23 protein-coding genes and 1 tRNA gene are annotated in these 24388 nt (G+C 70.5%); 17 read left to right on the plus strand and 7 right to left on the minus strand.

Going from position 1 to position 24388, the window contains the following annotated elements:
- Positions 1 to 267 (minus strand): multidrug ABC transporter ATPase, encoded by a 267-nt coding sequence (locus AC3E6M_RS05920; protein ID WP_138172657.1) that lies wholly within the window; start codon positions 265 to 267, stop codon positions 1 to 3.
- Positions 268 to 373: 106 nt separating this feature from the next.
- Here AC3E6M_RS05920 and AC3E6M_RS05925 point away from each other — a divergent pair, with 106 nt between their 5' ends.
- Together AC3E6M_RS05925 and AC3E6M_RS05930 are read left to right on the plus strand one after the other, a co-directional pair.
- Complete coding sequence (locus tag AC3E6M_RS05925; RefSeq protein ID WP_138172656.1) at positions 374 to 757, plus strand: cold-shock protein; 384 nt, start codon at positions 374 to 376, stop codon at positions 755 to 757.
- A complete protein-coding gene (locus tag AC3E6M_RS05930) occupies positions 741 to 1349 on the plus strand; it encodes a DUF3027 domain-containing protein (protein WP_490529336.1) in 609 nt (202 codons plus the stop codon). Before AC3E6M_RS05925 ends, AC3E6M_RS05930 begins: the two co-directional genes overlap by 17 nt.
- Before the next feature lie 93 nt (positions 1350 to 1442).
- Here AC3E6M_RS05930 and serC read toward each other — a convergent pair whose 3' ends face one another.
- Positions 1443 to 2564: a phosphoserine transaminase gene (gene serC / locus AC3E6M_RS05935; RefSeq protein WP_490529337.1), complete on the minus strand. Its 1122-nt coding sequence runs from the start codon at positions 2562 to 2564 to the stop codon at positions 1443 to 1445.
- A 94-nt stretch (positions 2565 to 2658) separates the two neighbouring features.
- Here serC and AC3E6M_RS05940 point away from each other — a divergent pair, with 94 nt between their 5' ends.
- From AC3E6M_RS05940 to AC3E6M_RS05975, 8 genes are all read left to right on the plus strand, one after another.
- Positions 2659 to 3357, plus strand: a complete 699-nt coding sequence (locus AC3E6M_RS05940; protein ID WP_138172653.1) for an iron-dependent transcriptional repressor DtxR — start codon at positions 2659 to 2661, stop codon at positions 3355 to 3357.
- 378 nt (positions 3358 to 3735) lie between these two features.
- A complete protein-coding gene (locus AC3E6M_RS05945) occupies positions 3736 to 4530 on the plus strand; it encodes a M23 family metallopeptidase (protein WP_490529338.1) in 795 nt (264 codons plus the stop codon).
- A gap of 340 nt (positions 4531 to 4870) precedes the next feature.
- The gene (locus AC3E6M_RS05950) at positions 4871 to 5368 is read left to right on the plus strand and encodes an HNH endonuclease (protein WP_138172652.1); all 498 of its coding nucleotides are present in this window, start codon (positions 4871 to 4873) and stop codon (positions 5366 to 5368) included.
- A gap of 107 nt (positions 5369 to 5475) precedes the next feature.
- Positions 5476 to 5637 (plus strand): hypothetical protein, encoded by a 162-nt coding sequence (locus AC3E6M_RS05955; protein WP_490529339.1) that lies wholly within the window; start codon positions 5476 to 5478, stop codon positions 5635 to 5637.
- A gap of 96 nt (positions 5638 to 5733) precedes the next feature.
- Positions 5734 to 6450 carry a DnaE2-dependent mutagenesis accessory factor ImuA' gene (gene imuA', locus AC3E6M_RS05960; RefSeq protein WP_490529632.1) on the plus strand — a complete coding sequence of 239 codons (717 nt, stop codon included), beginning with the start codon at positions 5734 to 5736 and terminating at the stop codon, positions 6448 to 6450.
- Positions 6450 to 7994 (plus strand): DNA polymerase Y family protein, encoded by a 1545-nt coding sequence (locus AC3E6M_RS05965; protein ID WP_490529340.1) that lies wholly within the window; start codon positions 6450 to 6452, stop codon positions 7992 to 7994. The genes imuA' and AC3E6M_RS05965 overlap by 1 nt, the downstream gene beginning before the upstream one ends.
- 87 nt (positions 7995 to 8081) lie before the next feature.
- On the plus strand, positions 8082 to 11516 hold the full coding sequence (locus tag AC3E6M_RS05970; RefSeq protein ID WP_490529343.1) for an error-prone DNA polymerase: 3435 nt from the start codon (positions 8082 to 8084) through the stop codon (positions 11514 to 11516).
- 67 nt (positions 11517 to 11583) lie between these two features.
- Complete coding sequence (locus tag AC3E6M_RS05975; RefSeq protein ID WP_490529344.1) at positions 11584 to 12531, plus strand: DUF2510 domain-containing protein; 948 nt, start codon at positions 11584 to 11586, stop codon at positions 12529 to 12531.
- 15 nt (positions 12532 to 12546) lie between these two features.
- Here the strand turns inward: AC3E6M_RS05975 and coaBC are convergent, their stop codons facing one another.
- Entirely contained in the window at positions 12547 to 13749 is a 1203-nt protein-coding gene (gene coaBC / locus AC3E6M_RS05980; RefSeq protein ID WP_490529345.1) for a bifunctional phosphopantothenoylcysteine decarboxylase/phosphopantothenate--cysteine ligase CoaBC, read from the minus strand.
- A gap of 160 nt (positions 13750 to 13909) precedes the next feature.
- Between coaBC and AC3E6M_RS05985 the strand changes: the two genes are divergently transcribed.
- The 3 genes from AC3E6M_RS05985 (at position 13910) to AC3E6M_RS05995 (ending at position 15638) form a co-directional block, all read left to right on the plus strand.
- Complete coding sequence (locus AC3E6M_RS05985; protein ID WP_490529347.1) at positions 13910 to 14644, plus strand: NRDE family protein; 735 nt, start codon at positions 13910 to 13912, stop codon at positions 14642 to 14644.
- A 16-nt stretch (positions 14645 to 14660) separates the two neighbouring features.
- Positions 14661 to 14736, plus strand: a tRNA-Arg gene (locus AC3E6M_RS05990).
- Positions 14737 to 14771: 35 nt separating this feature from the next.
- Complete coding sequence (locus AC3E6M_RS05995) at positions 14772 to 15638, plus strand: DUF8686 domain-containing protein (protein WP_490529351.1); 867 nt, start codon at positions 14772 to 14774, stop codon at positions 15636 to 15638.
- A gap of 65 nt (positions 15639 to 15703) precedes the next feature.
- Here AC3E6M_RS05995 and AC3E6M_RS06000 read toward each other — a convergent pair whose 3' ends face one another.
- Together AC3E6M_RS06000 and AC3E6M_RS06005 are read right to left on the minus strand one after the other, a co-directional pair.
- Positions 15704 to 15988 carry a Fe-S cluster assembly protein HesB gene (locus AC3E6M_RS06000; RefSeq protein ID WP_138173711.1) on the minus strand — a complete coding sequence of 95 codons (285 nt, stop codon included), beginning with the start codon at positions 15986 to 15988 and terminating at the stop codon, positions 15704 to 15706.
- A 123-nt stretch (positions 15989 to 16111) separates the two neighbouring features.
- Entirely contained in the window at positions 16112 to 16963 is an 852-nt protein-coding gene (locus tag AC3E6M_RS06005) for a helix-turn-helix transcriptional regulator (RefSeq protein ID WP_490529353.1), read from the minus strand.
- Positions 16964 to 17101: 138 nt separating this feature from the next.
- Between AC3E6M_RS06005 and AC3E6M_RS06010 the strand changes: the two genes are divergently transcribed.
- Both AC3E6M_RS06010 and AC3E6M_RS06015 read left to right on the plus strand, forming a co-directional pair.
- Positions 17102 to 17452 (plus strand): DUF485 domain-containing protein, encoded by a 351-nt coding sequence (locus AC3E6M_RS06010; protein ID WP_490529354.1) that lies wholly within the window; start codon positions 17102 to 17104, stop codon positions 17450 to 17452.
- Positions 17449 to 19065: a solute symporter family protein gene (locus tag AC3E6M_RS06015; protein ID WP_171024225.1), complete on the plus strand. Its 1617-nt coding sequence runs from the start codon at positions 17449 to 17451 to the stop codon at positions 19063 to 19065. Before AC3E6M_RS06010 ends, AC3E6M_RS06015 begins: the two co-directional genes overlap by 4 nt.
- A gap of 90 nt (positions 19066 to 19155) precedes the next feature.
- On the opposite strand, the gene AC3E6M_RS06020 is transcribed toward AC3E6M_RS06015, so the two are convergent.
- Positions 19156 to 19689: a methylated-DNA--[protein]-cysteine S-methyltransferase gene (locus tag AC3E6M_RS06020; protein WP_490529355.1), complete on the minus strand. Its 534-nt coding sequence runs from the start codon at positions 19687 to 19689 to the stop codon at positions 19156 to 19158.
- A 140-nt stretch (positions 19690 to 19829) separates the two neighbouring features.
- Here AC3E6M_RS06020 and AC3E6M_RS06025 point away from each other — a divergent pair, with 140 nt between their 5' ends.
- Both AC3E6M_RS06025 and AC3E6M_RS06030 read left to right on the plus strand, forming a co-directional pair.
- Positions 19830 to 23597, plus strand: coding sequence for an AAA family ATPase (locus AC3E6M_RS06025; protein ID WP_490529356.1), 3768 nt, complete (start codon positions 19830 to 19832; stop codon positions 23595 to 23597).
- On the plus strand, positions 23594 to 23818 hold the full coding sequence (locus AC3E6M_RS06030; RefSeq protein ID WP_138173705.1) for a hypothetical protein: 225 nt from the start codon (positions 23594 to 23596) through the stop codon (positions 23816 to 23818). Before AC3E6M_RS06025 ends, AC3E6M_RS06030 begins: the two co-directional genes overlap by 4 nt.
- 141 nt (positions 23819 to 23959) lie before the next feature.
- Here AC3E6M_RS06030 and mscL read toward each other — a convergent pair whose 3' ends face one another.
- Entirely contained in the window at positions 23960 to 24376 is a 417-nt protein-coding gene (mscL, locus tag AC3E6M_RS06035) for a large conductance mechanosensitive channel protein MscL (protein ID WP_138173703.1), read from the minus strand.
- Positions 24377 to 24388: the final 12 nt, after the last annotated feature.

Here is a 24388-nt window from a genome sequence, read left to right on the forward strand (position 1 = left end):
TCAGCGTCCCTTGTTCGCGCGTGCCCTTCGCACGAAGCTCATGATGAGCACCGCCACGAGGCACGCGAAGGCCACGGGAGGTGCGACGTAGATCAGGACGCCGACGGTGGGCCAGACCCCCGAACTCATGTCGGCCCCGGCGGTGGAGCCGATGATCACGGCGAAGAAGCAGGCGATCGACAGGACGAGCAGACCCAGCGACATGAATGCCAGGATTCGGTCGACGCGACGGATCGGGACATCGCCGTCGGGGGTGCGTGTGCTCATCGTCGTCAGCCTACTGCCTGGCGGGCGTGGCGTAGGCTGAGGGGCCGGGATCCGATCGGGTCCCGTGTTCCGCCGCGCGATCGCGCACACATTCAGCGAGGTGTCCATGCCCACCGGCAAGGTCAGGTTCTACGACGACGAGAAGGGCTTCGGCTTCATCACCACCGATGACGGCCAGGACGTGTTCCTGCACGCCACCGCCCTGCCCGCCGGGACCCCCGGACCCAAGGCCGGCACCCGTCTGGAGTTCGGTGTGGCCGACGGCAAGCGCGGTCTCCAGGCCCTCTCGGTGCGGGTGCTCGATGCCCCCGTGAGCTTGGCCAAGCGGTCTCGCAAGCCCGCCGACGACATGGCGATCATCGTCGAGGACCTCGTGAAGCTCCTCGACGGCATCGGCGGCGACCTGCGTCGCGGCCGTTACCCGAGTGGCGCTCACGCGAACAAGATCGCCGCGGTCCTGCGTAAGGTCGCCGATGACTTCGAAGCCTGAGCCCGCCGCCGACGAGCGCCTGCTCGCCGCCCACGATCTGGCACTGGCGGCTCTCCGCGAGATCACCCCGGCCGATACCATCGGCCCGGCCGCCGGATACACCGTCGAAGAGGGCGGGGCCGTCTCCCTGCGATTCCACACGCGCCTCGCCGGCTACCCGGGGTGGTACTGGACCGTGAGCGTCGCCGTGGTCGATGATTCCGAGCCGACGGTGCTCGAGGCCGAGCTCCTGCCCGGTGAGGGCGCGCTGCTCGCTCCGGACTGGGTGCCGTGGGCGACCCGTCTCGCCGAATACCAGGCGGCGCAGGCGGCAGCGGCCGTCGCGGACGACGACGCGGATGACGACGACCTCGACGACTCCGATGACGACGACGCGGATGACGACGACGATTCGGACGACTCCGACGACGACGACGATGACGATGATGACGAGGAGCCCCAGGCGCGGTTGCACGCGGGCGACCTCGACGGTGTCGACATCGACGAGTTGGACGAGACCGCCGACGACTCCGACGACTCGGATCCCGACGACTCGGACGACGACGACGACTCCGACAGCTCGGACGACGACGAGCGCGAACGCAGCTACTGACGCGCGTCGGGGCGGCGCGCGGTGGACGTGTCGCCGGCCCGGACGACGGAAGCCGCCTCGCGGGGCGAGACGGCTTCCTGTGCGCGACGGGACTCAGCCGCGGGGCAGGTGCTCGATCGTGTAGTCGATTGCCCCGATGAGCCGACGCACGTCGTCCGGGTCGATCGAGACGAAGGTCGCGATACGGAGCTGGTTGCGCCCCAGCTTTCGATAGGGCTCGGTGTCGACGATGCCGTTCGCGCGCAGGCTCTTGGCCACCGCGGACGCGTCGACGGACTCGTCGAAGTCGATCGTGACGACGACCGGCGACCGGTCGACCGGGTCGGCGACGAACGGTGTCGCGACGGAGCTGGCCTCCGCCCACTCGTACAGCGCGGACGAGGACTCCGCCGTGCGGGCGCCGGCCCAGGACAAACCGCCGTTGTCGAGGATCCAGCCCAACTGCTCGTCGAGCAGAAGGAGGGTCGCGAGGGCGGGGGTGTTGAGGGTCTGCTGCAGCCGCGAGTTGTCGACGGCGTTCTTCAGGCTCAGGAACTCGGGGATGTAGCGCCCGGATGCCGCGATCCGCTCGATCCGCTCGATCGCGGCGGGCGACACGGCGGCGTACCAGAGTCCGCCGTCCGAGCCGAGGTTCTTCTGCGGGGCGAAGTAATAGACGTCGGCCTGGGTCGCGTCGAAGTCGATGCCGCCGGCGGCGCTGGTGGCATCGATGACGGTGAGGGCGCCCGCGTCGGCCGTGACGCGGGTGATCGGCGCCGAGACGCCCGTCGACGTCTCGTTGTGCGGCCAGGCGTAGACGTCCACCCCTTCGACGGCCTCGAACGCCGTGCGTGTTCCGGGCTCCGCGCGGCGCACGTCGGGCGCCTGCAGCCACGGGGCGGCGGCGGCCGCGGCGAACTTGCCACCGAACTCACCGAAGACGAGGTTCTGGCTGCGGTTCTCGATGAGACCGAAGGCGGCGGCATCCCAGAAGGCGGTCGACCCGCCGTTGCCGAGGATGATCTCGTACCCGTCGGGCAGACGGAACAGCTGCGCGAGCCGCTCGCGGGTGCTGGCGACGAGGTTCTTCACCGGCGCCTGGCGGTGCGAGGTGCCCAGGATCGTGGCGCCGCGCGTGACGAGCGCCTCGAGCTGCGCACCGCGCACCTTGGAGGGGCCGCACCCGAAGCGACCGTCGGCGGGCAGGAGTTCGGTGGGGAGGTCCACGTGCGGCATGCGTCGATTCTAGGGCGGGGTTCGCACCCGCCCGCGCGTGTGTCGGAGGGGGTCGGTAGGCTGGGAGAACCGCCGCGAAGCCGAGGAATCCTCAATGACCGATCTCATCGATACCACCGAGATGTACCTGCGTACGATCCTCGAACTGGAGGAAGAGAACATCGTTCCCCTGCGCGCCCGCATCTCCGAACGGCTGGGGCACTCCGGTCCGACCGTCTCGCAGACGGTGGGGCGTATGGAGCGCGACGGCCTCGTCGTCGTCTCCGAGGACCGACGCCTCGAGCTCACCGACGACGGGCGGCAGAAGGCGGTCGACGTCATGCGCAAGCACCGTCTCGCCGAGCGTCTGCTCAGCGACGTCATCGGGTTGGACTGGGCCTACGTCCACGATGAGGCCTGCCGCTGGGAGCACGTCATGAGCGAGCAGGTCGAGCGTCGCCTCGTCGAACTCCTCGGACACCCGACCGAATCGCCGTACGGCAACCCCATCCCCGGCCTCGACCAGTTGGGCGACACGGCCAGTTCCACATTCGAAGAGGGTGTGGTGGGTCTGGTGCGCAAGCTGACGGATGCCGGTGCACCGATCTCCGGAACCGTCCGGCGTCTCGCCGAGCCGGCGCAGGTCGATCCCGAGTTGCTGCAGCAACTCAAAGCGGCGGGTGTTCTGCCGGGCAAGCGCGGGAACTACCGCTTCAACGAGGGTTACGTGCTCGTCGAGATGGACGGCGTCGATGACGGGCTGGAGTTGCCCGTCGAGGTCGCGTCGCACATCTTCCTCGTCGACGAGGCCTGAATCCCGTTGTCCGCCCGACCTGCGTCTGCCGGTCGGGCGGTGTGCGCATCCCGGACATCGTCTATACACCTCTGCCTCAGGCGTGACAGTTTCGTTATCTTCGGGTAGCCTCGGAAAGTCCACAGGCGAGAAGCCCGCCGTCGGACCCCTCGCGGTTTGCCTCACCGGCTCGTCGTCCGCAGAGGGTGAAGCCCGCACATCGTGCCCCATCGAGTGCTGACGAGCCAGCGTCCTGGACGCAGAGGCGCCGGAGGAAATTTGGCTGAACACATCGATCCCGCTGCGGACCTGCCCGAGGTTCCTGCGACGGGTCAGACTCGTAAGAGCGCGCGCGCCGCGGTCTCCCGACCCTCTCGTCGTCCCTCGCGGACGCCGGTCGTGACCTCCGCTGCCGTCGCTCGTCCCGCTCCCGCGCCGCGCGCGTCCTCGCCGTTCCGGCGGGGTACGAAGCCGCTGCGCAGTGCCGTCATCCTGTCGATGGTCGCCGGACTCGTCGCGACCGTCGCCATCCCCGCGTATGCGGCCACGATCCCGGCCGCCGAGACGATGACGCTGCAAGAGATGTCGGCCCCCGACAACCAGTCGCTCGTGGTCGCTTCCGGCGTGACGGCCGGCACGCTCGACCGCAGCAGCTATTCGGCGACCACCGCCGAAGAGATCCAGAAGAAGAAGGATCAGGAGGCCGCCGCAGCGGCCGCCGCCGAACGGGCACGGCAGCTCGCCGCGAACGCGAACGTCGCCGTCTCGTCGGTCAACCTCAACATGACCGCCCCCGGCTCGGGTGAAGTGCGCTGGCCGCTGACCGGTTACACGCTCGGTCGCGGTCTCTGGGACTCCGGCTACCACCAGGGTGTCGACCTGCTCGCCCCCGGCGGGCAGCCCATCTTCGCCGCGGCCGCCGGTGTCGTGAGCACGTCGTCCGAGAGCTTCGGCGGCTATGGCGTCGGCATCGTCATCGAGCACGTCATCAACGGACAGAAGGTCTCCACGACCTACGGCCACATGACCTACGGCAGCCGCCAGGTGCAGGCGGGGCAGACCGTCGCCGCCGGCCAGCTCATCGGCCTGGTCGGCTCGACCGGCAGCTCGACCGCGAACCACCTGCACTTCGAGGTGCACATCAACGGTTCCGTGGTCGACCCGTACGCCTGGCTGCAGCAGAACGCCGGCTGATTTTCACAGCGACAGACGGCGTGCCGGAGACGATCGTTCTCCGACACGCCGTCTGTCGTTTCCCGGTGCAGCCGACCCCGGGCGTGTCGCCGTGGGTTAGCCTGTTCGCGACGTCGGGAGAACCGGAGGGAAAGCCGATGGACGCCATGCCTCGCATCCGCACCATGGATGCGCTCGGGCTGCTCGTTCTTCGGCATCGCATGAGCGGATGCCGCGGTCTCGCCGCGACCTCCGAGGCGCTGTCTGAATAGACAGCGCCTTTTTTCGTGCCCCTGCGCCTCTTCCGCCGCCGCGAGTCGAACATCCGAGAAGCCGTCTCGGCCATTCGAGAGGAAACGGAATGCGCACACTTGTGCTGAACGCGGGCTACGAGCCGCTCGCCGTCGTGTCGTTCAAGCGGGCCCTCGTGCTCGTGATGAACGAGAAGGCCACCGTCGTCGAATGCGTCGACGAAGATCCGGTCTGGGCGGCGGCGGGGACCTACGACCGTCCCGCGGTGATCATCCTGACGCGCTATGTGCGCGTGCCCGGGGCCCGTCGCGTGCCGGTGACCCGTCGCGGGGTCCTGCGCCGTGACGCGCACCGCTGTGGATACTGCGGGAAGGCGGCCTCGACGATCGATCATGTGCTTCCCCGCTCGCGCGGTGGCAAGGACACGTGGGAGAACCTCGTGGCGTGCTGCCTGCGCTGCAACAACGTCAAGGGTGATCGCACGCCCCAGGAGATGATGTGGGAACTGCGCCTGATCCCCGGTCCGCCACGCGGATCGTCGTGGACGGTGCGCGGGGTCGACAAGTCCGATCCGCGCTGGGAGCCGTATCTGGCACTGGCCGCGTGAGACCTCGCGATCATCGGCTCCTCCGGGCCGTGGCATCCGGAGCGGTGGTGTGAGGGAGGCATGACTCGTGCCCTGCTCGTCATCGACGTCCAGCGCGAGGATGCGACGTGACGGTCGTCCTGGATGCCACGCGCACCTTCGACCTGTCGGCGGAGGTCGTGGGGCTCGGGGTCGTCAAGCGTTCGGCCGCCGAGCTGATGACCGCGACCGCCCTGGTGCTGCAGCAGGGAGGATTCGCCCGCATCGCGCGGACCGCCGACCTGGTCTGAGGTCGCGGAGGCGATGTCGGAGGGTGATCGTATCTTCGAACCACAGGGATTGAGAGTGTAGAACACATGTTCTAACCTGTGGGAGTGAGGGCGATCGTGCGAGACCAGGTGCAGGCCGTACCCGACATCCACGCGCTCCGCGATCGTCTCGAGCGCATGCAGGGTCGCCGCATGGACGCGCCGGTTCTGCCGACGCATCCCGCTTTCTCCTCGCTGCTGCCGGGCGGCGGTCTTCGTTCGGGCTCGGCGTACGCGATCGCCCGCTCGATGTCACTGCTGCTGGCGCTCATGGCGCGGCCCTCGCAGGACGGGGCGTGGTGCGGGGTCATCGGCATGCCAGAGCTGGGAGCCGAAGCCGCCGAGAAGTACGGTCTCGATCTCGATCGACTGGTCTTCATCCCCGACCCCGGACCCCGCTGGCTGGCGGTGACGGCCACGATCGCCGAGGTCCTGCCCGTCGTGGCGGTGCGTCCCCCGGCGGGGTCGACCACCGCGCGCGGTGGCACCGAGGTAACGAGACTCACGGCCCGGTTGCGCGATCGCGGCACGGTCCTGCTGGTGCAGGGCGCATGGCCGCAGGCGGAGGCCGTGATCGACGTCGCCGACCCCCGGTGGGCGGGCGTGGGGCAGGGGCACGGCTATCTCGCCGGACGTGAGCTGACGGTGTCGGTCAGCAGCAAGCGCACGCCCACGGCCCGTCGCGCCCGCATGCTCCTCCCCGCCGCCGACGGATCGATCGAGATGCTCGGCGCACCGACCGAGAGGCTCGTCGCGCGCGAGCACGGGGGCTACCGGCAGAGGGCGGCGGGCTGATGCGCGAACCGACGCGCAGCCTCGTGATGTGGCTCCCCGACTGGCCGGTGCTGGCGTACCGCCGCGAGGCCGCACGGCCCCCGCGCGCCGACACCCCCGTCGCGGTGTTCGAGAACAACACGGTCGTGGCCTGCTCCGCCGCGGCGCGCGCCCAGGGGGTACGCCGGGGGCAACGTCGTCGGGATGCCCAGGCGCTGTGCCCCTCGCTCGTCGTCATCGCCGCCGATCCGGTGCGCGACGCGCGTGTCTTCGCCCCGGTCGTGGCATTGATCGAGGAGCGCGCCCCGGGGGTCCAGATCGTCCGTCCGGGGCTCTGCGCCCTCCGCGCGCGCGGACCGGCGCGCTACTACGGCGGAGAAGACGAGGCCGCGCGCACCCTCGTGCGGCTGCTCGTGGCCGAGGGGTTCACCGACGCTCGCGCGAGCGTCGCCGACGGTGTCTTCACCGCAGAGCACGCCGCCCGCGTCACCCGCGCCGACGAGCCCGTGCGCGTGGTGCCCGGGGGGCAGGCGGCCGCTTTCCTCGCCCCGCTTCCGGTGACCGCGCTCGAAGACCCCGACCTGGCGAGCCTGCTGGCGCGCTTGGGGGTCCATACGCTGGGGGAGTTCGCCGCCATGCCGGTCGAGCGGGTCCGGGAACGGTTCGCCGAGCGCGGAGCGCGACTGCACGCCCTCGCTTCGGGGCGTGACTCCCAGCCGGTGCAGCCGCGCACCCCACCGCCCGAGCTCCGCCGTGAGGTCGCCTTCGAGCCACCGCTCGAGCTCGCCGACCAGATCGCATTCGGTATGCGGGTAGCGGCCGAGGAGTTCATCGCGCGCCTGGGCGAGCAGAACCTGGTGTGCACCGAGGTGCGCGTCGTGCTTTCGGGCGAGCGCGGCGAACGCAGCGAACGCGTGTGGCTGCACCCCGGGTCCTTCGACGCCGGGGCCGTGGTCGATCGCGTGCGATGGCAGCTCGCCGAGGACGGTCGCGGCATCTTCGGCAGCGGTGTCGCCGGGGTCTCCATCGAGCCCGAGGCGGTGGACGAGGCATCCCACCATGTCAAGGGACTCTTCGGAGCCGGGCCTGACGAGAGGGTGCATCACGCGCTCTCCCGAGTGCAGGCCATGCTCGGCCACCGCGCCGTCGTCACCCCGGTCGTCGGCGGGGGGCGGTGGTTGGCGGAGCGTCAGGTCTTGGTGCCGTGGGGCGACCGCGCAGTGACGGCGAAGGACCGCGCCCGGCCCTGGCCGGGGAGCCTTCCCGATCCCCTTCCGGCGACGGTATATCCCGAACCCCGGCTCGTGGAGGTCACCGACGTCGCGGGGGCGTCGGTGACGGTGGGGGACCGCGATGCGTTGAGCGCGCCGCCGGCGATCCTCGACGCGGGCGGCCGACGCATGCGCATCCGGGAGTGGGCGGGCCCCTGGCCGATCAGCGAGCGCGGGTGGGATCCGCTGCGTCGACGGCGGGCCCACCGCTTCCAAGTGGTCGATGACGACGGGGGCGCGTGGCTGCTCGTCGTCGAAGAAGGCGAATGGCGGGCGGAGGGGCGCTATGACTGAGCGCCAGCGTGTGCCGGCGCCCGTTCTGCTCCTCGGCCCGGTGATCGCTACGGCACCGCGGTCGACACCCCGGGTGGGGCGCGCCTGATGGGCTTCCACAACCCCCCGGTGAAGTGGTCCGAGCTGGAGCGCGCGCTGAGCGACACGCGACGCCCCGTTTCGACCCCGCCGAACGGCGACGGCGGTGACAGTCCCGCGTGGTCGCACAAGCGTGGTCCGTACGTTCCCCCCACGATCGCGCGACCCGACGACGCCGTTCCGTACGCCGAACTGCACGCGCATTCGTCGTACTCATTCCTTGACGGGGCGTCCTCGCCCGAAGAACTCGTAGAAGAGGCCGAGCGGCTCGGACTCCACGCGCTCGCGCTCACCGACCATGACGGCTTCTACGGCATCGTGCGCTTCGCCGAAGCGGCGGAGGCCCGCACGGTGCGCACCGTCTTCGGCGCCGAACTGTCGCTCGGACTCGACGGTCCGCAGAACGGTCGGGCCGATCCCGCCGGTTCCCATCTGCTGGTGCTCGCTCGGGGCGAAGAGGGGTACCACCGACTCGCCGGCGCACTGACCCACGCCCAACTCTCCGGCGGCGAGAAGGGGCGACCCGTCTATGACCTCGCCGACCTGGCTCAACGCGCCGGCGGCCCGGACGATCCGCAGTGGGCGGTGCTCACCGGATGCCGCAAGGGGAGCGTCCGTCAGGCCCTGGCATCCGAGGGACCGGCGGGAGCCGCTCGTGCGCTCGACCTCCTCGTCGAGCTGTTCGGGCCCCAGGCCGTGTACGTCGAACTCATCGACCACGGCGGTCCGCTCGACTCGGCTCACAACGACCTGCTGGCCGCGCTCGCGGCCGACCGCGGACTCCCCGTTCTCGCCACGAACAACGTCCACTACTCCGCCCCGTCGAAAGAGCTGCTGGCCGCGGCGGTCGCCGCCGTGCGTGCCAACCGCAGTCTCGACGAGCTCGACGGGTGGTTGCCCGCGCACGCCGGTGCGCATCTGCGCTCGGGGGTCGAGATGGCGGCACGTTTCGCCCGCTACCCGGGGGCGGTCGCGCGCACGGTCACTCTCGCCGACGAGCTGGCCTTCCCCCTGCGTCGGGCCAAGCCGGCCCTCCCGAAGCAGGCCGTTCCCGAGGGGCACACCCCGATGTCATGGTTGCGGCATCTGGTGTGGGATGCCGTTCCCCGGAAGTACCCGACCCTCTCCGGCGAGGACCGCGACCGCATCGAGCGGGAGCTCGCCGTCATCGAGATGAAGGACTTCCCGGGCTACTTCCTCATCGTCCACGGCATCGTCGCCGAAGCCCGACGGCGCGGCATCCTGTGCCAGGGGCGCGGATCGGCGGCCAACAGCGCCGTGTGCTACCTGCTCGACATCACCGCGGTCGACTCGATCTTCTACCGCCTGCCGTTCGAGCGGTTCCTGTCGAGCCTGCGCGATGAAGAGCCCGACATCGACGTCGACTTCGACTCCGATCGCCGGGAAGAGATCATCCAGTGGGTCTACGAGACCTATGGGCGCGACCGCGCGGCACAGGTGGCCAACGTCATCCAGTACCGTCCCAAGAACGCCGTGCGTGACATGGCCCGCGCCCTGGGGCATTCGCCGGGGCAGCAGGACGCCTGGTCGAAGCAGGTCGAGCGGTGGGGCGCGACGCTCGAGACGGGTGCCGACCACGACATCCCCGACGAGGTCATCGAGTTCGCGTCCGAGCTTCTGAAGGCGCCCCGGCATCTCGGCATCCACTCCGGGGGCATGGTGCTCACCGATCGTCCCGTCGGTGAGGTCGTGCCGATCGAGCACGCCCGCATGGAGAACCGCACGGTGATCCAGTGGGACAAAGACGACGCCGCCTGGATGGGGCTGGTGAAGTTCGACCTGCTGGGCCTGGGGATGCTCGCTGCGCTGCAGTACTGCTTCGACCTGATCCGGGATGCCACGGGCGAGGCGTGGGAGCTGTCGACGCTGCCGAAGGAAGAGAAGGCCGTGTACGACATGCTGTGCCGCGCCGACTCGATCGGGGTGTTCCAGGTGGAGTCGCGTGCCCAGATGGGGTTGCTGCCGCGTCTGCAACCCCGGCGTTTCTACGACCTGGTGGTGCAGATCGCGCTCATCCGGCCGGGGCCCATCCAGGGTGGGGCCGTGCATCCTTTCGTGCGGCGAAAGCTCGGACAGGAGCCGATCACGTACGTGCACGAGAAGCTGCGCCCCGTGCTCGAGCGCACGATGGGGGTGCCCGTCTTCCAGGAGCAGCTCATGCAGATGGCCGTCGCCATCGGCAACTGCACCGCCGAGGATGCCGACCTGCTCCGACGGGCGATGGGCTCCAAGCGCGGGCTCGAGCGCATCGACTCGTTGCGCGAGAAGCTCTACGCAGGCATGGCCGAGAACGGTCTGGTGGGGCAGGTGGCCGACCAGCTGTACGCCAAGATCCAGGCGTTCGCGAACTTCGGGTTCGCCGAGTCGCACTCGCTTTCGTTCGGGCTGCTCGTCTACGCCAGTTCGTGGATCAAGCTGCACTACCCGGCGGCGTTCCTCGCGGGGCTCCTGCGCGCGCAGCCGATGGGGTTCTATTCGCCCGCGACGCTCACCGCCGACGCGCGCCGACACGGCGTGCAGGTGCGGCGGCCCGACCTGCGGCGGTCGGGTGTCGAAGCGGGACTCGAGCCCCTCGACGACGCGACGGGGGGAACGGATGCCACTCATCGCCGCCCCACCACGGGCAGAGAGGCTTGCGCGCACGCCGATCAGCCGCCGACGGGTGATTTCGACCGTTCGGCCCCCGACGAGTCGGAGGCCCACCGCCGTGACGGGGCGTTCGCCGTGCGGATGGGACTCGCCAACGTGACGGGTATCGGGGCGAAAGTCGCCGAACGCATCGTCGCCGAACGCGAGAGCGGCGGCGCCTACCGCGATCTGCGCGACCTGGTGCGCCGCACCGGGCTCGTGACCGCGCAGCTCGAAGCCCTGGCCACCGCCGGCGCATTCGAGTGCCTCGGGCATTCGCGACGCGAGGCGATCTGGCTCTCGGGTCCGGCGGCGCTGGATCGGCCCGAGTTCCTGCCCGACTCGGTGGCCTTCGTGCAGCCCCCGCTGTTCACCGATCCCTCGAGCTACGAGGTGCTCGCTGCCGACCTGTGGGCGACGGGACTCTCCACCGACGACCACCCGCTCACGCACTTCCGGTCCGCCCTCGACGCGCGGGGCGTGCTCACTTCGCGCGAGTTGCGCACGGCCGAGACCGATCGGCGCGTCGAGGTCGCGGGGCTGGTCACACATCGGCAACGCCCGGCGACGGCATCCGGGATCACGTTCCTCAATCTCGAGGACGAGCACGGCCTCATGAACATCGTGTGCTCGGTCGGGGTGTGGAACCGCTACCGGCGGATCGCGCGGGAGTCTCCGGCACTCATCGTGCGCGGAATGCTCGAGAGATCGGTGGAAGGGGTCACCAACGTGGTCGCCGATGGGTTCACCGACCTGCGGGTGGGGGTTCTGCACACCTCGAGGGACTTCCGATGACCACGGCAGGCGTTACTAGACTCGGAGGACGCGCAGGCCGCACCGACGCCACCACAGGGGGAACGACATGACCGACACGCCTCTCACGCCCGACGGCTGGTACCCCGACCCCGCCGGAGGCGGCGGGCTGCGCCGCTGGAACGGCAGCGCGTGGACCGACGAGGTGCGCCCGCCTGCAGACGCTCCGGCCGCTGCCGAGGCGCCGGCCGCTGCCGAGGCGCCGGCCGCTGCGGAGGCGTCTGCCGCGGAGTCCCCGGCCGCGGAGTCGTCGGCCGCTCCCGAAGCGCCCTCGACGACCGGGGCCGAGCCCGTGGTCGCGCCCGCCGCGGAGCCCGTGGCCTCGCCGGCCGCGCCGTCCGCGGAGCCCGTGGCCTCGCCGGTCGCACCCGCCGGTGCTCCCGCGTACCCCGCCGCCCCCGCGTACCCCGGGGTCGCCGCCCCCGCAGCCCCCGCGTACTCCGGTGCCCCCGCCTACCCGGGCGCCCCGCAGGCTGCGCCCGCCGCCGCGGCCCCCGCGCGTCGGGACATCCCGACGAACACCGTGTGGATCTGGCTCGTCGTCGCGTTGCCGCTCGTGTCGCTGCTGACGCTGTTCCTGTTCGACTGGTCGACGTTCATCCAGGAGTCGATCTACGCCTCGGCCTTCCCGGAGCAGGCTCCCTACGCTGCGTCGTCGTCGTTGCTGGTGACGGCCGGAACCTCGGTGTTCGGCTTCGTCCTGGCCGGCCTCACGGTGCTGTTCTCGTTCCTCGACTGGCGCCAGCTGCGCGCCCGCGGCATCCAGAAGCCGTTCCACTGGGCGTGGAGCCTCTTCGTCCTGGCGATCTCCAGCGGCGGCGTCTACATCATCGGACGTGCCGTGATCCTGCGTCGCCAGACCGGCAAGGGTCTCGCGCCGGTGTGGGGCTGGATCGCGGTGACGGTGATCTCGATCGTCGCGGTCTCGATCTGGTTCTTTGTGATCTTCAGCCAGGTGTTCGCGATCATCGAGCAGCTGCAGTACTACGGCTACTGAGCCGGCGACGACACGTCAGCTCGAGCGGGCCACCAGGACCGCGTCGAGCAGGGCGTGCGCGGTCTCGTCCTTCGAACCGGATGCCGTGGCCACGACGTCCCCGTCGCGCCCGACGATCGTGAGGGCGTTGTCGGCCGTCTCGAATCCGCGGGTCCACCCCACGGCGTTCGCGGCGAGGAGGTCCACGCCCTTACGCGCGACTTTGGCCCGTGCCCGCTCGACGAGCTCCTCCTCGCCGTCGACGGTCTCGGCGGCGAACGCGACGATCGTCTGGTGCGGGCGACGTGCGGCGACGAGTCCCGCGACGACATCGCGGTTCTCCACCAGCTCCAGCGTCAGCGCGCCGGGGGAGTCCTGCTTGCGCAGCTTGTGCTCCGACACCGCGGCGACGGAGTAGTCGGCGACCGCAGCGGCCATGACGATGACGTCGGCGTCCGGGGCGGTGGCATCCATCGCCCGCCCCAGCTCATCGGCCGTGCCCACCGCGATCACCTCGACGCGCGGGTCGGGCCGCACATCGGCGTCGAGGTGCGCGGCGACGAGCGTGACCTGCGCACCGCGGTCGGCGGCGGCGCGGGCGATCGCGACGCCCTGGCGGCCGCTCGAGCGATTGCCCAGGAAGCGGACCGGATCGATCGGCTCGCGGGTGCCGCCGGCGCTGACGAGCACCCGCAGACCCACGAGGTCTTTCGGGCGCGCGACGAGGGCGAGCGCGGCGGAGACGATCTCCTCGGGCTCCGACATGCGACCGGGGCCGCTGTCGCCGCCGGTGAGCGCCCCGTCGTCCGGCCCGACGACGTGCACGCCGCGCGCGCGGAGCACCTCGATGTTGTGGACGGTGGCGGGATGCCGCCACATCTCGGTGTGCATCGCGGGCGCCACGACCACGGGCGCGGTCGTGGCCAACAGCGTGGTGCCGAGCAGATCGGAGGCCAGACCCGCCGTCATCGATGCCAGCGTGTTGGCCGTGGCCGGTGCGACGATCACGAGATCGGCGGACTGGCCGAGCGACACGTGCCGCACTCGCGCGACGTCGTCGTGCACCGAGGTGGTGACGGGATTACGGCTGATGGCCTCCCACGTGGGCAGGCCCACGAAGCGCAGCGCGTCCTCGGTGGGGACGACGTGGACGTCGTGGCCCTCCTTCACGAGGAGCCGCACCAGGCCGACGGTCTTGTAGGCGGCAATGCCCCCGGTCACTCCCACGACGACGAACATGGCCCCAGTCTCCCAGGTAGATGCCGCCGGGGGTCGAAGCGATGACGAAAGACGGGGATGCCGCGGGCCCCGAGCCGCGATGAGAACAGGGGATGACGCCGGTCGCGCGTGCGATGCGGCTCGCCCCGCCATACCCGCGCGCGCGGGTACCGTGGGAGCAATGTGCACCGTCGTCGTCGAGGTCCCGCGCGAGAGCGGTCAGCCGGTCCGCGTGCTCGCCGTCCGCGACGAAGACCGGAATCGTCCGTGGCGGGGACTCGGGCGATGGTGGCCCGATCAGCCCGGGGTCGACGGCGTGCGCGATGACCGCGCCGGCGGTGCCTGGCTCGCCGTCGACACCGGCGCACGACGTCTTGCGGTGCTGCTCAACCGCGAGGACCTGTCGCAGCGTTCGGACGACGACGTCGTCAGCCGGGGCGGCATCCCTCTGCGGTCCGTCGCGGGGGTGCTTCCGCCGGAGCCGGCGACCCGCGGGTTCAACCTCGTCGAGGTGGATGCCGACGGCGCCACCGTCGTGCAATGGGATGGACTCGCGGCGGAGCGCACCCGCCTCGCGCCCGGAACGCACATGATCGCCCACCACAGCCCGGACGACCCGGCCACGCCGCGGATCGGACGGTGGCTCGAGGATTTCCGTCGTGCGGGGGTCGCAGAGGGCGAGGCCTGGTGGGAGCCGTGGCTTGCCGTCGTTGCGGCGTCGACGGCCGACCCCGCCACGTCGGTGCTGCGTCGTGACGCGCACGACGGTCTCGTGCTCGAATCGCTGCTCGTGTGCGCGGCGTCGGTGGGCGCGGACGGTGTCGATATCCGCGAGGCCGCCCTGGCCGAGCCGGGGGAGTGGGACGACTCTCTCGTCGAGCGCCTGCGCACCGGCATCCCGGTTCGGCCGCAGTAGGCTGGAATGCAGCCCCGCCTCCGTAGCTCAGGGGATAGAGCGCCGCACTCCTAACGCGGGCGTCGCAGGTTCGAATCCTGTCGGGGGCACCACGATCCCGTCGTTCCCGCTCTGCCACACTGGCATCGTGAGCAGCAGACCCGCGCCGTCCCGTCGCCGCAGCGTCCTGTGGTCCGTCGTCTCCGTCGTGATCTTCGCCGCGCTCTACGCCACCGTCGTCGGCCTCTATGCCGGCAGCGGCGACGTCGTCGCCAGCGGCGAAGGCGAGACCACCGGAGATACCGTCGCGCTGGCGCTCACTCCCGAGAAGATGGATGCCACGACCAACCGCTTCTCGATGTCGGTCGTGCCCACGCAGGGAGACGACGGCACCGTGACGAACGGTCTGGTCGCGCTCCGCTCGTTCGGGGTGCTCCTCTCGGCGGTCGCGGGCTCGAAAGCCACCCCCTTCGAGGACGGCGGCGTCATCGCGCCGATCGAGACCTCCCTGGTCATGGACGGCGAGATCGAGAACTGGCCGTTCGACCGCTACACGGTGCGGACGGTGATGACGGCGATCGAGGAGGAAGCAGACGGCGAGTCCGTGCCCCTCCCGACCACGGTTCAGCCGGCCAAACGCGGCATCCCGGGCTGGGACATCGCCGTCGCCGAGACTCCTCTCGGGGGCGGCATCCTCGCCGTCGACATCACGGTCACCCGATCGGGTTCGACGATCGCCTTCGGCATCGTCCTGCTCACGCTCATGGTGATCATCCCGATCCTCGTGGTGACGGTGGCGGTGATCGTGCTGCGCGGCAAGCGCAAGGTCGAGGTGACGGCGCTGGGCTGGATGGGCGCGATGCTGTTCGCGACGATTCCGCTACGCAACTTTTTGCCGGGCTCGCCCCCGATCGGGTCGTGGATCGACTACCTCATCGTGCTGTGGGTGCTCGCCGCACTCGTCGCCGGTCTCGTGCTGTTCGTCGTCGCGTGGGTGCGACGCGGCCCCGCGTGAGGCGCGGGACCTGCGCCCGGACACGACGATGCCCCGGCACGCGGCCGGGGCATCGTCGCATGGCGTCACGCCTGGGTGGTGACGGCGAACTGCACCGATCCCTGCCCGTCGACCTGCGCGTCCAGTACGCGGTCGTCGAGCACCTGAGCGGCGTCGGCGTCGAGGAAGACGCGGGCGCCGGAGTCCTCCACGACGGCGTCTTCGGGCTCGGGGCCGTCGACGACCGACAGGCGGAACTGCGACTCGGGGGAACCGGCGCCTTCGATGCGCACACCCCCCTGGGCAGCTTCCGGCAGCTGGGCGGTGATGGTCTTGACGGCGGTGGTGGCCTCGTGAGTGAGCGTCAGCATGTGGCTCTCCTTCTGTGTCGACGTCAGGGGCCAGCCACGATTCCGAGAATCGACGGCGGTCTCAACCTCACGGCGCCATTGCCAGGGGATTCTCACGGAGCGCTCAGCGCGTCCGGGACGTGTTCAGGGCAGCAGTCCCACCCGCCGCGCCCGAGCGACCGCGGCGTGCCGGGTCGAGGCATCCAGCTTGGACATCGCCGACGCCAGGTAGGACTTCACCGTCGTCTCGCGCAGGTTCAGGGATTCCGCGATCTCGCCGTTCGTGGAGCCGACGGCCGCGCACGCGAGCACGTCCAGTTCGCGACGGGACAGATGGATGCCGGCTCCCTCGGGTTCGGTCGGAGCGTCGCCCGAGAGTGCGGCCAGACGTGACTCGAGATCTTCCAAGCGACGACGGACCCCGTCGTCGCCGACGGTTGCGGCGATGCTGCGCAGCTGGGCATAGCTCTGCCGGATCTCTTCGCGCGCTCCGGTGCTGAGGCCGTCGTCGCCTGACGTCGCCGCGGCCAGACGCCGGTCGACCTCGTCGCGCACGCGCAGCTCGGTGCCGAGCTCTCCGGCGATGTCGAACGCGGGGCGCGCCTCACGCTCTCCGAGCGTGGCCTGCCCCCACGAGCCGCAGTAGAGCACGCCCCGGGCGCTGCCGCGGACCAGGACCGGCACGGCGAACAGCGTGGCGATGCCTTCCCCCAGGATCGCGCGATCGTAGTCGTGCGTGATCGAGCGGGCCGTGCGGTAGTCCAGCGCGAGGCGGGGGCGCCGTTCCACGAGAGCGCGCCCGCCGAGGCCGCGCTCGGCGTGCACGACGAGTCCCTCGATACTGCGGGTGCGCGCGCCCACGATCGTGGAGACGTGTACGGCGCCGTCGCGTTCGAGGCCGCCGAAGGCGACGGGGAAGTGCGTGCGGCGGGCGAGTTCGGTCACCGCGTGCGACACGAGCGACGCGTCGTCACGGAGTGCGGCCGGTGCTCCCACGAACTACCTACTTCCGGGGGTGACGGCCTCGTCGCCGCCTTTCGTAGCGTCGACCCTACCATCGGGATCGCTCGCCGATCCGGTGTTTTTCCCCTTCCGATGCTGCGTGGCATCGGTCTCATGAGGCAAGGAGGCCACATGACGGATAGCAGGATCGACGGCGCCTCGAGCGGCGTCGACTACATCGCGGTCGAGGAGTCCGCCCCGTTCCGGGAACTGAAGAGGCGCCAGCGCAGCTTCGTGTTCCCCATGGCCGTGGCGTTCCTCGTCTGGTACTTCGTCTACGTGTTGCTGTCCTCGTTCGCTCCGGCCTTCATGGCGCAGCCGGTGTTCGGGGCCATCACGGTCGGGCTCGTCTTCGGGCTCGGGCAGTTCGTCACGACGTTCGCCCTCACGATGGGCTACGTCGCGTACGCCAATCGTCGTCTCGACCCGGGTGCGGAACGTCTTCGTGTCGAACTCGAACGGGCTGAGCGGGGTGAGGCGTGAACGAGCTCTTCGGTACCGTGCACGCGGCCGTGCAGACGGTGGAGAACAACCCCGTCCTGAACATCTCGATCTTCGGGGCGTTCGTCGCGGTGACGCTGTTCATCGTCATCCGCGCCAGCCGCAACAGCAAGACCGCCGCTGACTACTACGCCGCGGGACGGTCGTTCACCGGGCCGCAGAACGGCTTCGCGATCGCCGGTGACTACCTCTCGGCGGCGTCGTTCCTCGGCATCGTCGGTGCGATCGCCATCAACGGGTACGACGGATTCCTGTATTCCATCGGATTCCTCGTGGCCTGGCTCGTGGCGCTGCTCCTCGTCGCGGAGCTCATGCGCAATACGGGCAAGTTCACGATGGCGGACGTCCTTTCGTTCCGCCTGAAGGAGCGGCCGGTCCGCATGGCCGCGGCGATCACGACGCTCGCGGTGTGCTTCTTCTATCTCTTGGCGCAGATGGCGGGAGCCGGCGGTCTGGTGTCGCTGCTCCTGGGCATCACCGAGCGCGTCGGGCAGTCGATCGTGGTGGCCGTGGTCGGCGTGCTCATGATCGTGTATGTGCTCATCGGTGGCATGAAGGGCACCACGTGGGTGCAGATCGTGAAGGCGTTCCTGCTCATCGGCGGTGCCGTGGTCATGACGATCTGGGTGCTCGCGATCAACGGATTCAGCCTCAACACGCTCCTGGAGAGCGCCGTGGCCGCCTCTCCGAAGGGGGAAGCGATCCTCGGACCGGGACTGCAGTACGGCGCCAACCCGTGGGACTTCATCTCGCTGGCTCTGGCCCTGGTCCTGGGAACCGCGGGGCTGCCGCACGTCCTGATGCGCTTCTACACGGTGCCCACGGCCAAGGAGGCGCGACGGTCGGTGGTGTGGGCGATCTGGCTCATCGGCCTGTTCTACATCCTGACGCTCGTCCTCGGGTACGGGGCCACGGCACTCGTCGGCTCGGAAGCGATCCTGGCCGCCCCGGGTGGCGTCAACGCCGCTGCACCCCTGCTTGCCCTCGCCCTGGGCGGACCGATCCTGCTCGGGTTCATCTCGGCCGTGGCCTTCGCGACGATCCTCGCGGTCGTGGCGGGGCTCACGATCACCGCGGCCGCATCGTTCGCTCACGACATCTACGCCAACGTCGTCAAGAAGGGCAATGTGCCGCCCGACGGCGAGGTCAAGGTCGCGCGGCGCACGGTCGTCGTCATCGGCGTGCTCGCGATCGCGGGCGGCATCGGCGTGCAGGGCCAGAACGTCGCGTTCCTGGTGGCGCTGGCGTTCGCGGTCGCCGCGTCGGCGAACCTGCCGACGATTCTGTACTCGCTCTTCTGGCGTCGCTTCAGCACGCGCGGTGCGGTGTGGAGCATGTACGGCGGACTCGGGTCGGCCCTCGTCCTGATCCTGCTCTCCCCGGTGTTCTGGGGCGGACCCACGAGCGTGTTCGCGAACACGGGCGTGGCGATCTGGCCGTTGAACAACCCCGGCATCGTGTCGATCCCGCTGGGCTTCCTGCTCGGATGGTTGGGGTCGATCACGTCGAGTCGCAAGGAGGACCCGCGCAAGGCCGCCGAGATGGACGTGCGATCCCTCACCGGGTTCGGCGCCGAGAAGGCCTCGAGTCACTGATCCGCGCAGCGTCGCCCGGTCCGGCTTCCGCCCGGGCCGGGCGACGGGCGCGTTGCCGACCCGGAGCCCACGCGCGCGCCGGGTCGTGGCTCACGCGGGGGCGCGCAGCCGATCCGCCCCGGCGACGCCGTTCTCGAGGTCGAGCAGGAAGTGCTTGACCTCGGGATGGCCGCCGTACTCCCCGATCGAGCCGTCGGCGCGCACGACCCGATGCACCGGCACGACGATCGAGAACGGCGTCCGGGCGCACGCCGTCCCCACCGCGCGGGCGGCACCGGGGGAGCCGGCCATGATCGCCACCTCTCCGTACGAGGCGACTTCGCCGTAGGGGATGCGTCTCGTGGCCTCGAGGGCCGCCCGCGGGAAACCGTCCACGAATCGCCAGTCCAACGGGATCTCGAAGGTCCGCCGGTGCCCGGCGAAGTACTCGTCCAATTGTGCGAGCGCTCCGTGGGGCGCGCCGGTGTCGGGCTCGGGCATCACCCCCAGGCGTTGCGCGATCGTCGCGCGTGCGATGTCGAGCCCGTCGTGGGCCACGTCGACGTGCACGAGGGCGTCGTCGACGAAGGTCAGCAGGATCGGGGCGAAGGGGCCGTCGTACACGGTGCTGGTCGCTGTGCTCATCCCGTCATCCTCTTCACGCGCGTTGTGCCCCGCTCGGCGCCAGAGCCGATCTGTGGACGCCCGACGAGATTCGCCCGCTCGGGAGGAAGAGCCGATCGGCGCGGCGTGTCGTGCAATACCGCGAAACTCGGGCTCACTGCATGCCTTCCCAGGGTGCCCCGCTTAGTCTGGCAGGTGTGTGGCGAGCTGAGGACGGCGTCGTGACGGGCGCCGAAGGCGACGTTCCGACGTCGATCGATCCGGGCGAGCTGCGACTGTCGGAGCCCGGCATCGTGGTTCGTCACGTCGCCGACCCCGAACGCGATCGCATCCGTTCCGAGGCGGCGGCGCTCGGCGGGCGCTCGACGCTCCTGCGTTTCGACGATGCCCTCGACGCCGGCATCGACATCACCAAGGCCCACCCGGGCTCGCTCCCGCAGTTCATCACCGGCCGGGCGACTCTCCTCTCCAACCTCTTCCGCGACGAGGTGGCACTGCGCACCGCACGGATCGCGGCCGAGCGCATCACCGCCAAGAACGTCGAACTGCGCACCGCGCGGGGGCTCGAGCCGGTGCACCTGGCGGTCGGGCTGGCGGCGTGGAAGATCGGGGGAGTCGAGTGGTCGGCTCCGGTGCTGCTGCGCCCGCTCGCCATCCGACGCCACAACGGCGACTTCGAACTCAAGCTCCACGGCGCGTTCATCATGAACCCCGAACTGGCCCGCGCGTTCCGAACGCACCTCGGCATCCCGATCGACAGCACCGCTCTCGCGGGCCTGGCGTACGACCAGGGCGTGTTCAAGCCGCAGCCGGTGATCGACCACCTGCGCCGACTCACCACGCACGTGCCCACCTTCGTGGTGCACCCGCGCCTGATCATCTCGTCGTTCGCCGACGTCGGATCGGGCATGGCGCGCGACACGCAGCACCTCGACGATCCGCTGCTGAACGCGCTCGCCGGGCACCCCGACGACCGCGCCCGCATCACCGTCCGCCGCGCCGACCCGGTCGTCTCGAGCCCGGACGAGCGCGCGCCCGCCGCCGACACCCTGCTTCTGGACGCCGACGCCGAGCAGGAGCGCGTCCTGGCCCGCATCTCCGCCGGGCACTCCCTCGCCGTGCACACCCTCCCCGGCACGGGCGGCACGCAGACGGTGATCAACGCGATCGGGCAGAGCGTCCATGCGGGCAAGCGCGTCCTCGTCGTGAGTGCGCGGCGGTCCACCCTCGACGGCATCCGTCATCGCCTGGCCGGCGTCGGTCTGACCGGGCTCGCCGTCTCACCGACTCACGTCCGTCGCGACCTCATCCGCGCGATCGGCCGGAACGAGAAGACCGAACAGCCCAAGGTCTCCGAGATCGACGATGCGCTCGTGCGGCTGCGGACCGTCCTGCGCGATTACCGTTCGGCCGTCACCGAGCCGCATCTCGCGCTGGGGGTCTCGGCTCTCGACGTCCTGCGGGCACTGACGGCGCTGGCATCCGTCTCCCCGGCGCCCTCGACGTCGGCGCGATTCGATCTCGCGACGCTGGAGCGCCTCGCCGGGCGTCGCGACGCGGCGGCCAAGGCACTGGCGACAGCCGCGCGTCTGGGCGAATTCCGTTTCGGTCCCGACGACTCGCCCTGGTACGGCGTGAGCTTCACCCGCACCGAGGACGCCCGTGCGGCGCACGACCTGGCGGGGAAGCTCCATGCCCAGGACGTTCCGCGACTGCTCGAGCGCGGCTACGAGCTCATCGCCCAGACGCGCATGCGCCCGTTCCAGACGGTGTCCGAGCTGGGCGCGTACCTGAAGCTCCTGCAGGGCATCCGCGAGTCGCTCGACCGCTTCAGCCCCACGGTGTTCGAGCGTCCGCTCGGCGAACTCATCGACGCGCATTCACCGCGCCGGGACTCGTCGGCGATGAGCGGTCCGAACCGTCGGCGTCTGCGTCGGCTGTCGAAGGAATACGTACGGCCCGGCGTGCACGTCCCCGACATGTACGAAGCGCTCGTCCGCATCCAGCAGCAGCGCACCGAATGGCAGCGTGTGGTGGAGGCGGGCGTCACCCCCGAGGTTCCGCTCGGGCTCGCCGACGTCCACGTCGCCTGGCAGCGGACCGATGCTCTGCTGGGGGAGCTCGACCACATCCTCGGCCGTCAGGGCTCGGAGCGGTTGGCGACCTTGCCGGTCCAGGTGCTCGTGCGCACTCTCGCGGGGCTGGCCGCCGAGTCGACGTTCTTCGACAACCTCGTCGAGCGCGCGCAGTTGCGCGGCGAGCTCGCGCGCCTCGGGCTCGAACAGCTCCTGGTCGAGCTGTCGGTGCGGCACGTCCCCGAGGACCGCGTGGGCGACGAGCTGGAGTTCGCCTGGTGGCAGTCCGCCCTCGAGCATCTGCTGCGCACCGACCGGGCGCTCCTCGGAGCCAACACCAGCGTCGTGGACCGTCTCGAACGGGACTTCCGCCTCGTCGACGAGGCGCACGCCGCCGCCGCGGGTCCGCTGCTCGCGGCCCAGCTCGCCACGCAGTGGCGCATCGGCATCGTGGACCACCCCGACGAAGCTGCGGCGCTGAAGACCGCGCTGAAGGACGGCCTGCACACCGCGCAAGAGATCTCGGATGCCGCGCCCACGCTGTTGCGCACCCTCGCGCCGGTGTGGCTGGCCTCGCCGTACGAAGTGCCCGACGTCCCGAGCGATCTCGCGTTCGATGTCGTCGTCATCGCCGACGCCGCAGCGCTGTGCCTGGCCGAAGCGGCGCCTGCTCTCCGCCGAGCACGCCAGGTCGTGCTGTTCGGCGACCCGGTGGTTCAGAAGCCGACGCCGTTCCGGGTGAGCGCGACCCTGAGGCCGCTCGCCGACGACGAAGCCGATGACGTCCCCTTCGACGAGGTGTCGGTGTTCGAGCGCATCGCCGAACTCCTCCCGGTCGAGACGCTCACCCGCAGCTACCGCGCCGGCGGCGAGGACCTCGCGCAGCTCGTGAACGACGCGTTCTACGGCGGCGAGATCGTGTCGCTGCCCTGGGCCGGGTCGTACCTCGGCCGCGGCAGCCTGAGTGTCGATTACGTCGAGAACGGCGTCGGCGCCCCCGATCCGGTCAGCGGTGCCGTCGAGAGTCCGGATGCCGAGGTGGCGCGCGTGGTCACCCTCGTCGTCGAGCACGCCGTGAACCGCGCCGCCGAGTCGCTCATGGTCGTCACGGCCAGCCGCAAGCACGCCGAGCGCGTGCGGGCCGCCGTCGAGGCCGCACTCGCGGGCCGCTCCGACGTGGCGGCGTTCGTCGCGCGGGATGCCGCGGAGCCCTTCGCCGTCCTCACCCTCGAGGAGTCCGTGGCCGAGAGCCGCGACCGCGTGGTCTTCTCGCTCGGGTTCGGGCTCACCCGCCACGGGCGCGTGCTCAGCGACTTCGGCGATCTTTCGACCCCCGACGGCGAGCGTCTGCTCACGGTCGGCATGACCCGCGCGCGACGTTCGATGGTGATCGTGTCGTCGATCCGCCCGTCGGCCTTCGACGACGGCCGTCTCGAACACGGCGCGGCGACCCTCATGGGCATCCTCGGCAACCTCGCCGGCCGGGGCCGCGACTCGCGGCTCGAAGAACTCGCCGACCCGCTGACCCGCGCTCTGGCGCGGGAGCTGCGCCGGTTGGGAGTCGAGGTCGACCTCGACTACCGCGGACTCCTCCCGCTCGTGGCCCGGTCGGGCGGCAAGGCGGTCGTGGCCGAGAGCGACCCCGAGACGATCGGCGAGTCGTTGCGCGAGACGCTGCGCCTTCGGCCGCAGATCCTGCGCCGCCTGGGCTGGCACTACGTGCGCGTGCACGCCTTCGATCTCTACAGCGACCCCGCGGGCGTGGCATCCCGGATCGCGGAGCTGCTCGGCGTCGCGCCCGACGACGCGGCGACCCCCGGCACCACCACCGAGCCCCTCGACCTCCCCGGGTGAGCGGCGTGGCGGAGGATGCCGAGGCGTCAGCCCACGCCGACGAGGTGCGGCAACCCATCGTCCGGATGCCGGGAGCCCGGCGTGCACGCTTGCTCGCGGCGCCCGGGACCAGCGCGGAGCCCGCGCCGGCGGACGACCCCTCGCGGGGGGAAACGGCCGGGCCCGTGGCATCCGGGCCGAATGACGCGCAACTGCTGCGCGACGTCCCGCCGCACTACTGAGCCGGGGTCTGGCTTTCGAGCCCGCGGCGCCGTCGCTCCGGGCGCCACGAGAAACGCGATCCGTGTCGAGAAACGCGAAGAGAGAGCGTTTCTGGACACGGATCGCGTTTATGGATGCCGTGCGGCCCGTGCAGGCCGTGGTCAGGCGCGGGGCTGACGCTCCAGCAGATCGCGGATCTGCACGAGCAGCTCCTGCTCGGTGGGGAGCTTCGGCTCCTCGGTCTGCTCGACGACGCCGGCGCGGGCCGCGGCGCGGGCCTTCCACCGGTTCATCGGGAAGACGAAGACGAAGTAGACCACCAGGGCGACCGCGAGGAAGCTGATGACCGCGCTCAGGAGCGTCCCGAGCGGGAACGTGACCGTCTGGCCGTAGATCCCCGTGATGCTCGGACCGAACTCGCCGTTCTCGTTGGCCACATAGAACACTTCGATCAGCGGATTGATGACCGCGCTGACGATGGCGTTGACCACCGCGGTGAAGGCCGCTCCGATGACCACCGCGACCGCGAGATCGATGACATTGCCGCGGAGGATGAACTCCTTGAAACCTTGGATCATGACGTGGCTCCC

This window comes from Microbacterium sp. SCPM-O-B-15248 (M128) (genome assembly GCF_058214835.1).

What these genes read in the sequence shown, in the direction of transcription:
- serC (WP_490529337.1), bottom strand. Translation starts at nt 2,564, where the DNA reads ATGCCGCACGTGGACCTCCCCACCGAACTCCTGCCCGCCGACGGTCGC.
- AC3E6M_RS06000 (WP_138173711.1), bottom strand. Translation starts at nt 15,988, where the DNA reads ATGCTGACGCTCACTCACGAGGCCACCACCGCCGTCAAGACCATCACC.
- AC3E6M_RS05975 (WP_490529344.1), top strand. Translation starts at nt 11,584, where the DNA reads ATGACCGACACGCCTCTCACGCCCGACGGCTGGTACCCCGACCCCGCC.
- AC3E6M_RS05930 (WP_490529336.1), top strand. Translation starts at nt 741, where the DNA reads ATGACTTCGAAGCCTGAGCCCGCCGCCGACGAGCGCCTGCTCGCCGCC.
- AC3E6M_RS05950 (WP_138172652.1), top strand. Translation starts at nt 4,871, where the DNA reads ATGCGCACACTTGTGCTGAACGCGGGCTACGAGCCGCTCGCCGTCGTG.
- AC3E6M_RS06010 (WP_490529354.1), top strand. Translation starts at nt 17,102, where the DNA reads ATGACGGATAGCAGGATCGACGGCGCCTCGAGCGGCGTCGACTACATC.
- AC3E6M_RS05965 (WP_490529340.1), top strand. Translation starts at nt 6,450, where the DNA reads ATGCGCGAACCGACGCGCAGCCTCGTGATGTGGCTCCCCGACTGGCCG.
- AC3E6M_RS05925 (WP_138172656.1), top strand. Translation starts at nt 374, where the DNA reads ATGCCCACCGGCAAGGTCAGGTTCTACGACGACGAGAAGGGCTTCGGC.
- AC3E6M_RS05970 (WP_490529343.1), top strand. Translation starts at nt 8,082, where the DNA reads ATGGGCTTCCACAACCCCCCGGTGAAGTGGTCCGAGCTGGAGCGCGCG.
- coaBC (WP_490529345.1), bottom strand. Translation starts at nt 13,749, where the DNA reads ATGTTCGTCGTCGTGGGAGTGACCGGGGGCATTGCCGCCTACAAGACC.
- AC3E6M_RS05940 (WP_138172653.1), top strand. Translation starts at nt 2,659, where the DNA reads ATGACCGATCTCATCGATACCACCGAGATGTACCTGCGTACGATCCTC.
- AC3E6M_RS06020 (WP_490529355.1), bottom strand. Translation starts at nt 19,689, where the DNA reads ATGAGCACAGCGACCAGCACCGTGTACGACGGCCCCTTCGCCCCGATC.
- AC3E6M_RS05920 (WP_138172657.1), bottom strand. Translation starts at nt 267, where the DNA reads ATGAGCACACGCACCCCCGACGGCGATGTCCCGATCCGTCGCGTCGAC.
- mscL (WP_138173703.1), bottom strand. Translation starts at nt 24,376, where the DNA reads ATGATCCAAGGTTTCAAGGAGTTCATCCTCCGCGGCAATGTCATCGAT.
- AC3E6M_RS06025 (WP_490529356.1), top strand. Translation starts at nt 19,830, where the DNA reads ATGCCTTCCCAGGGTGCCCCGCTTAGTCTGGCAGGTGTGTGGCGAGCT.
- AC3E6M_RS05985 (WP_490529347.1), top strand. Translation starts at nt 13,910, where the DNA reads ATGTGCACCGTCGTCGTCGAGGTCCCGCGCGAGAGCGGTCAGCCGGTC.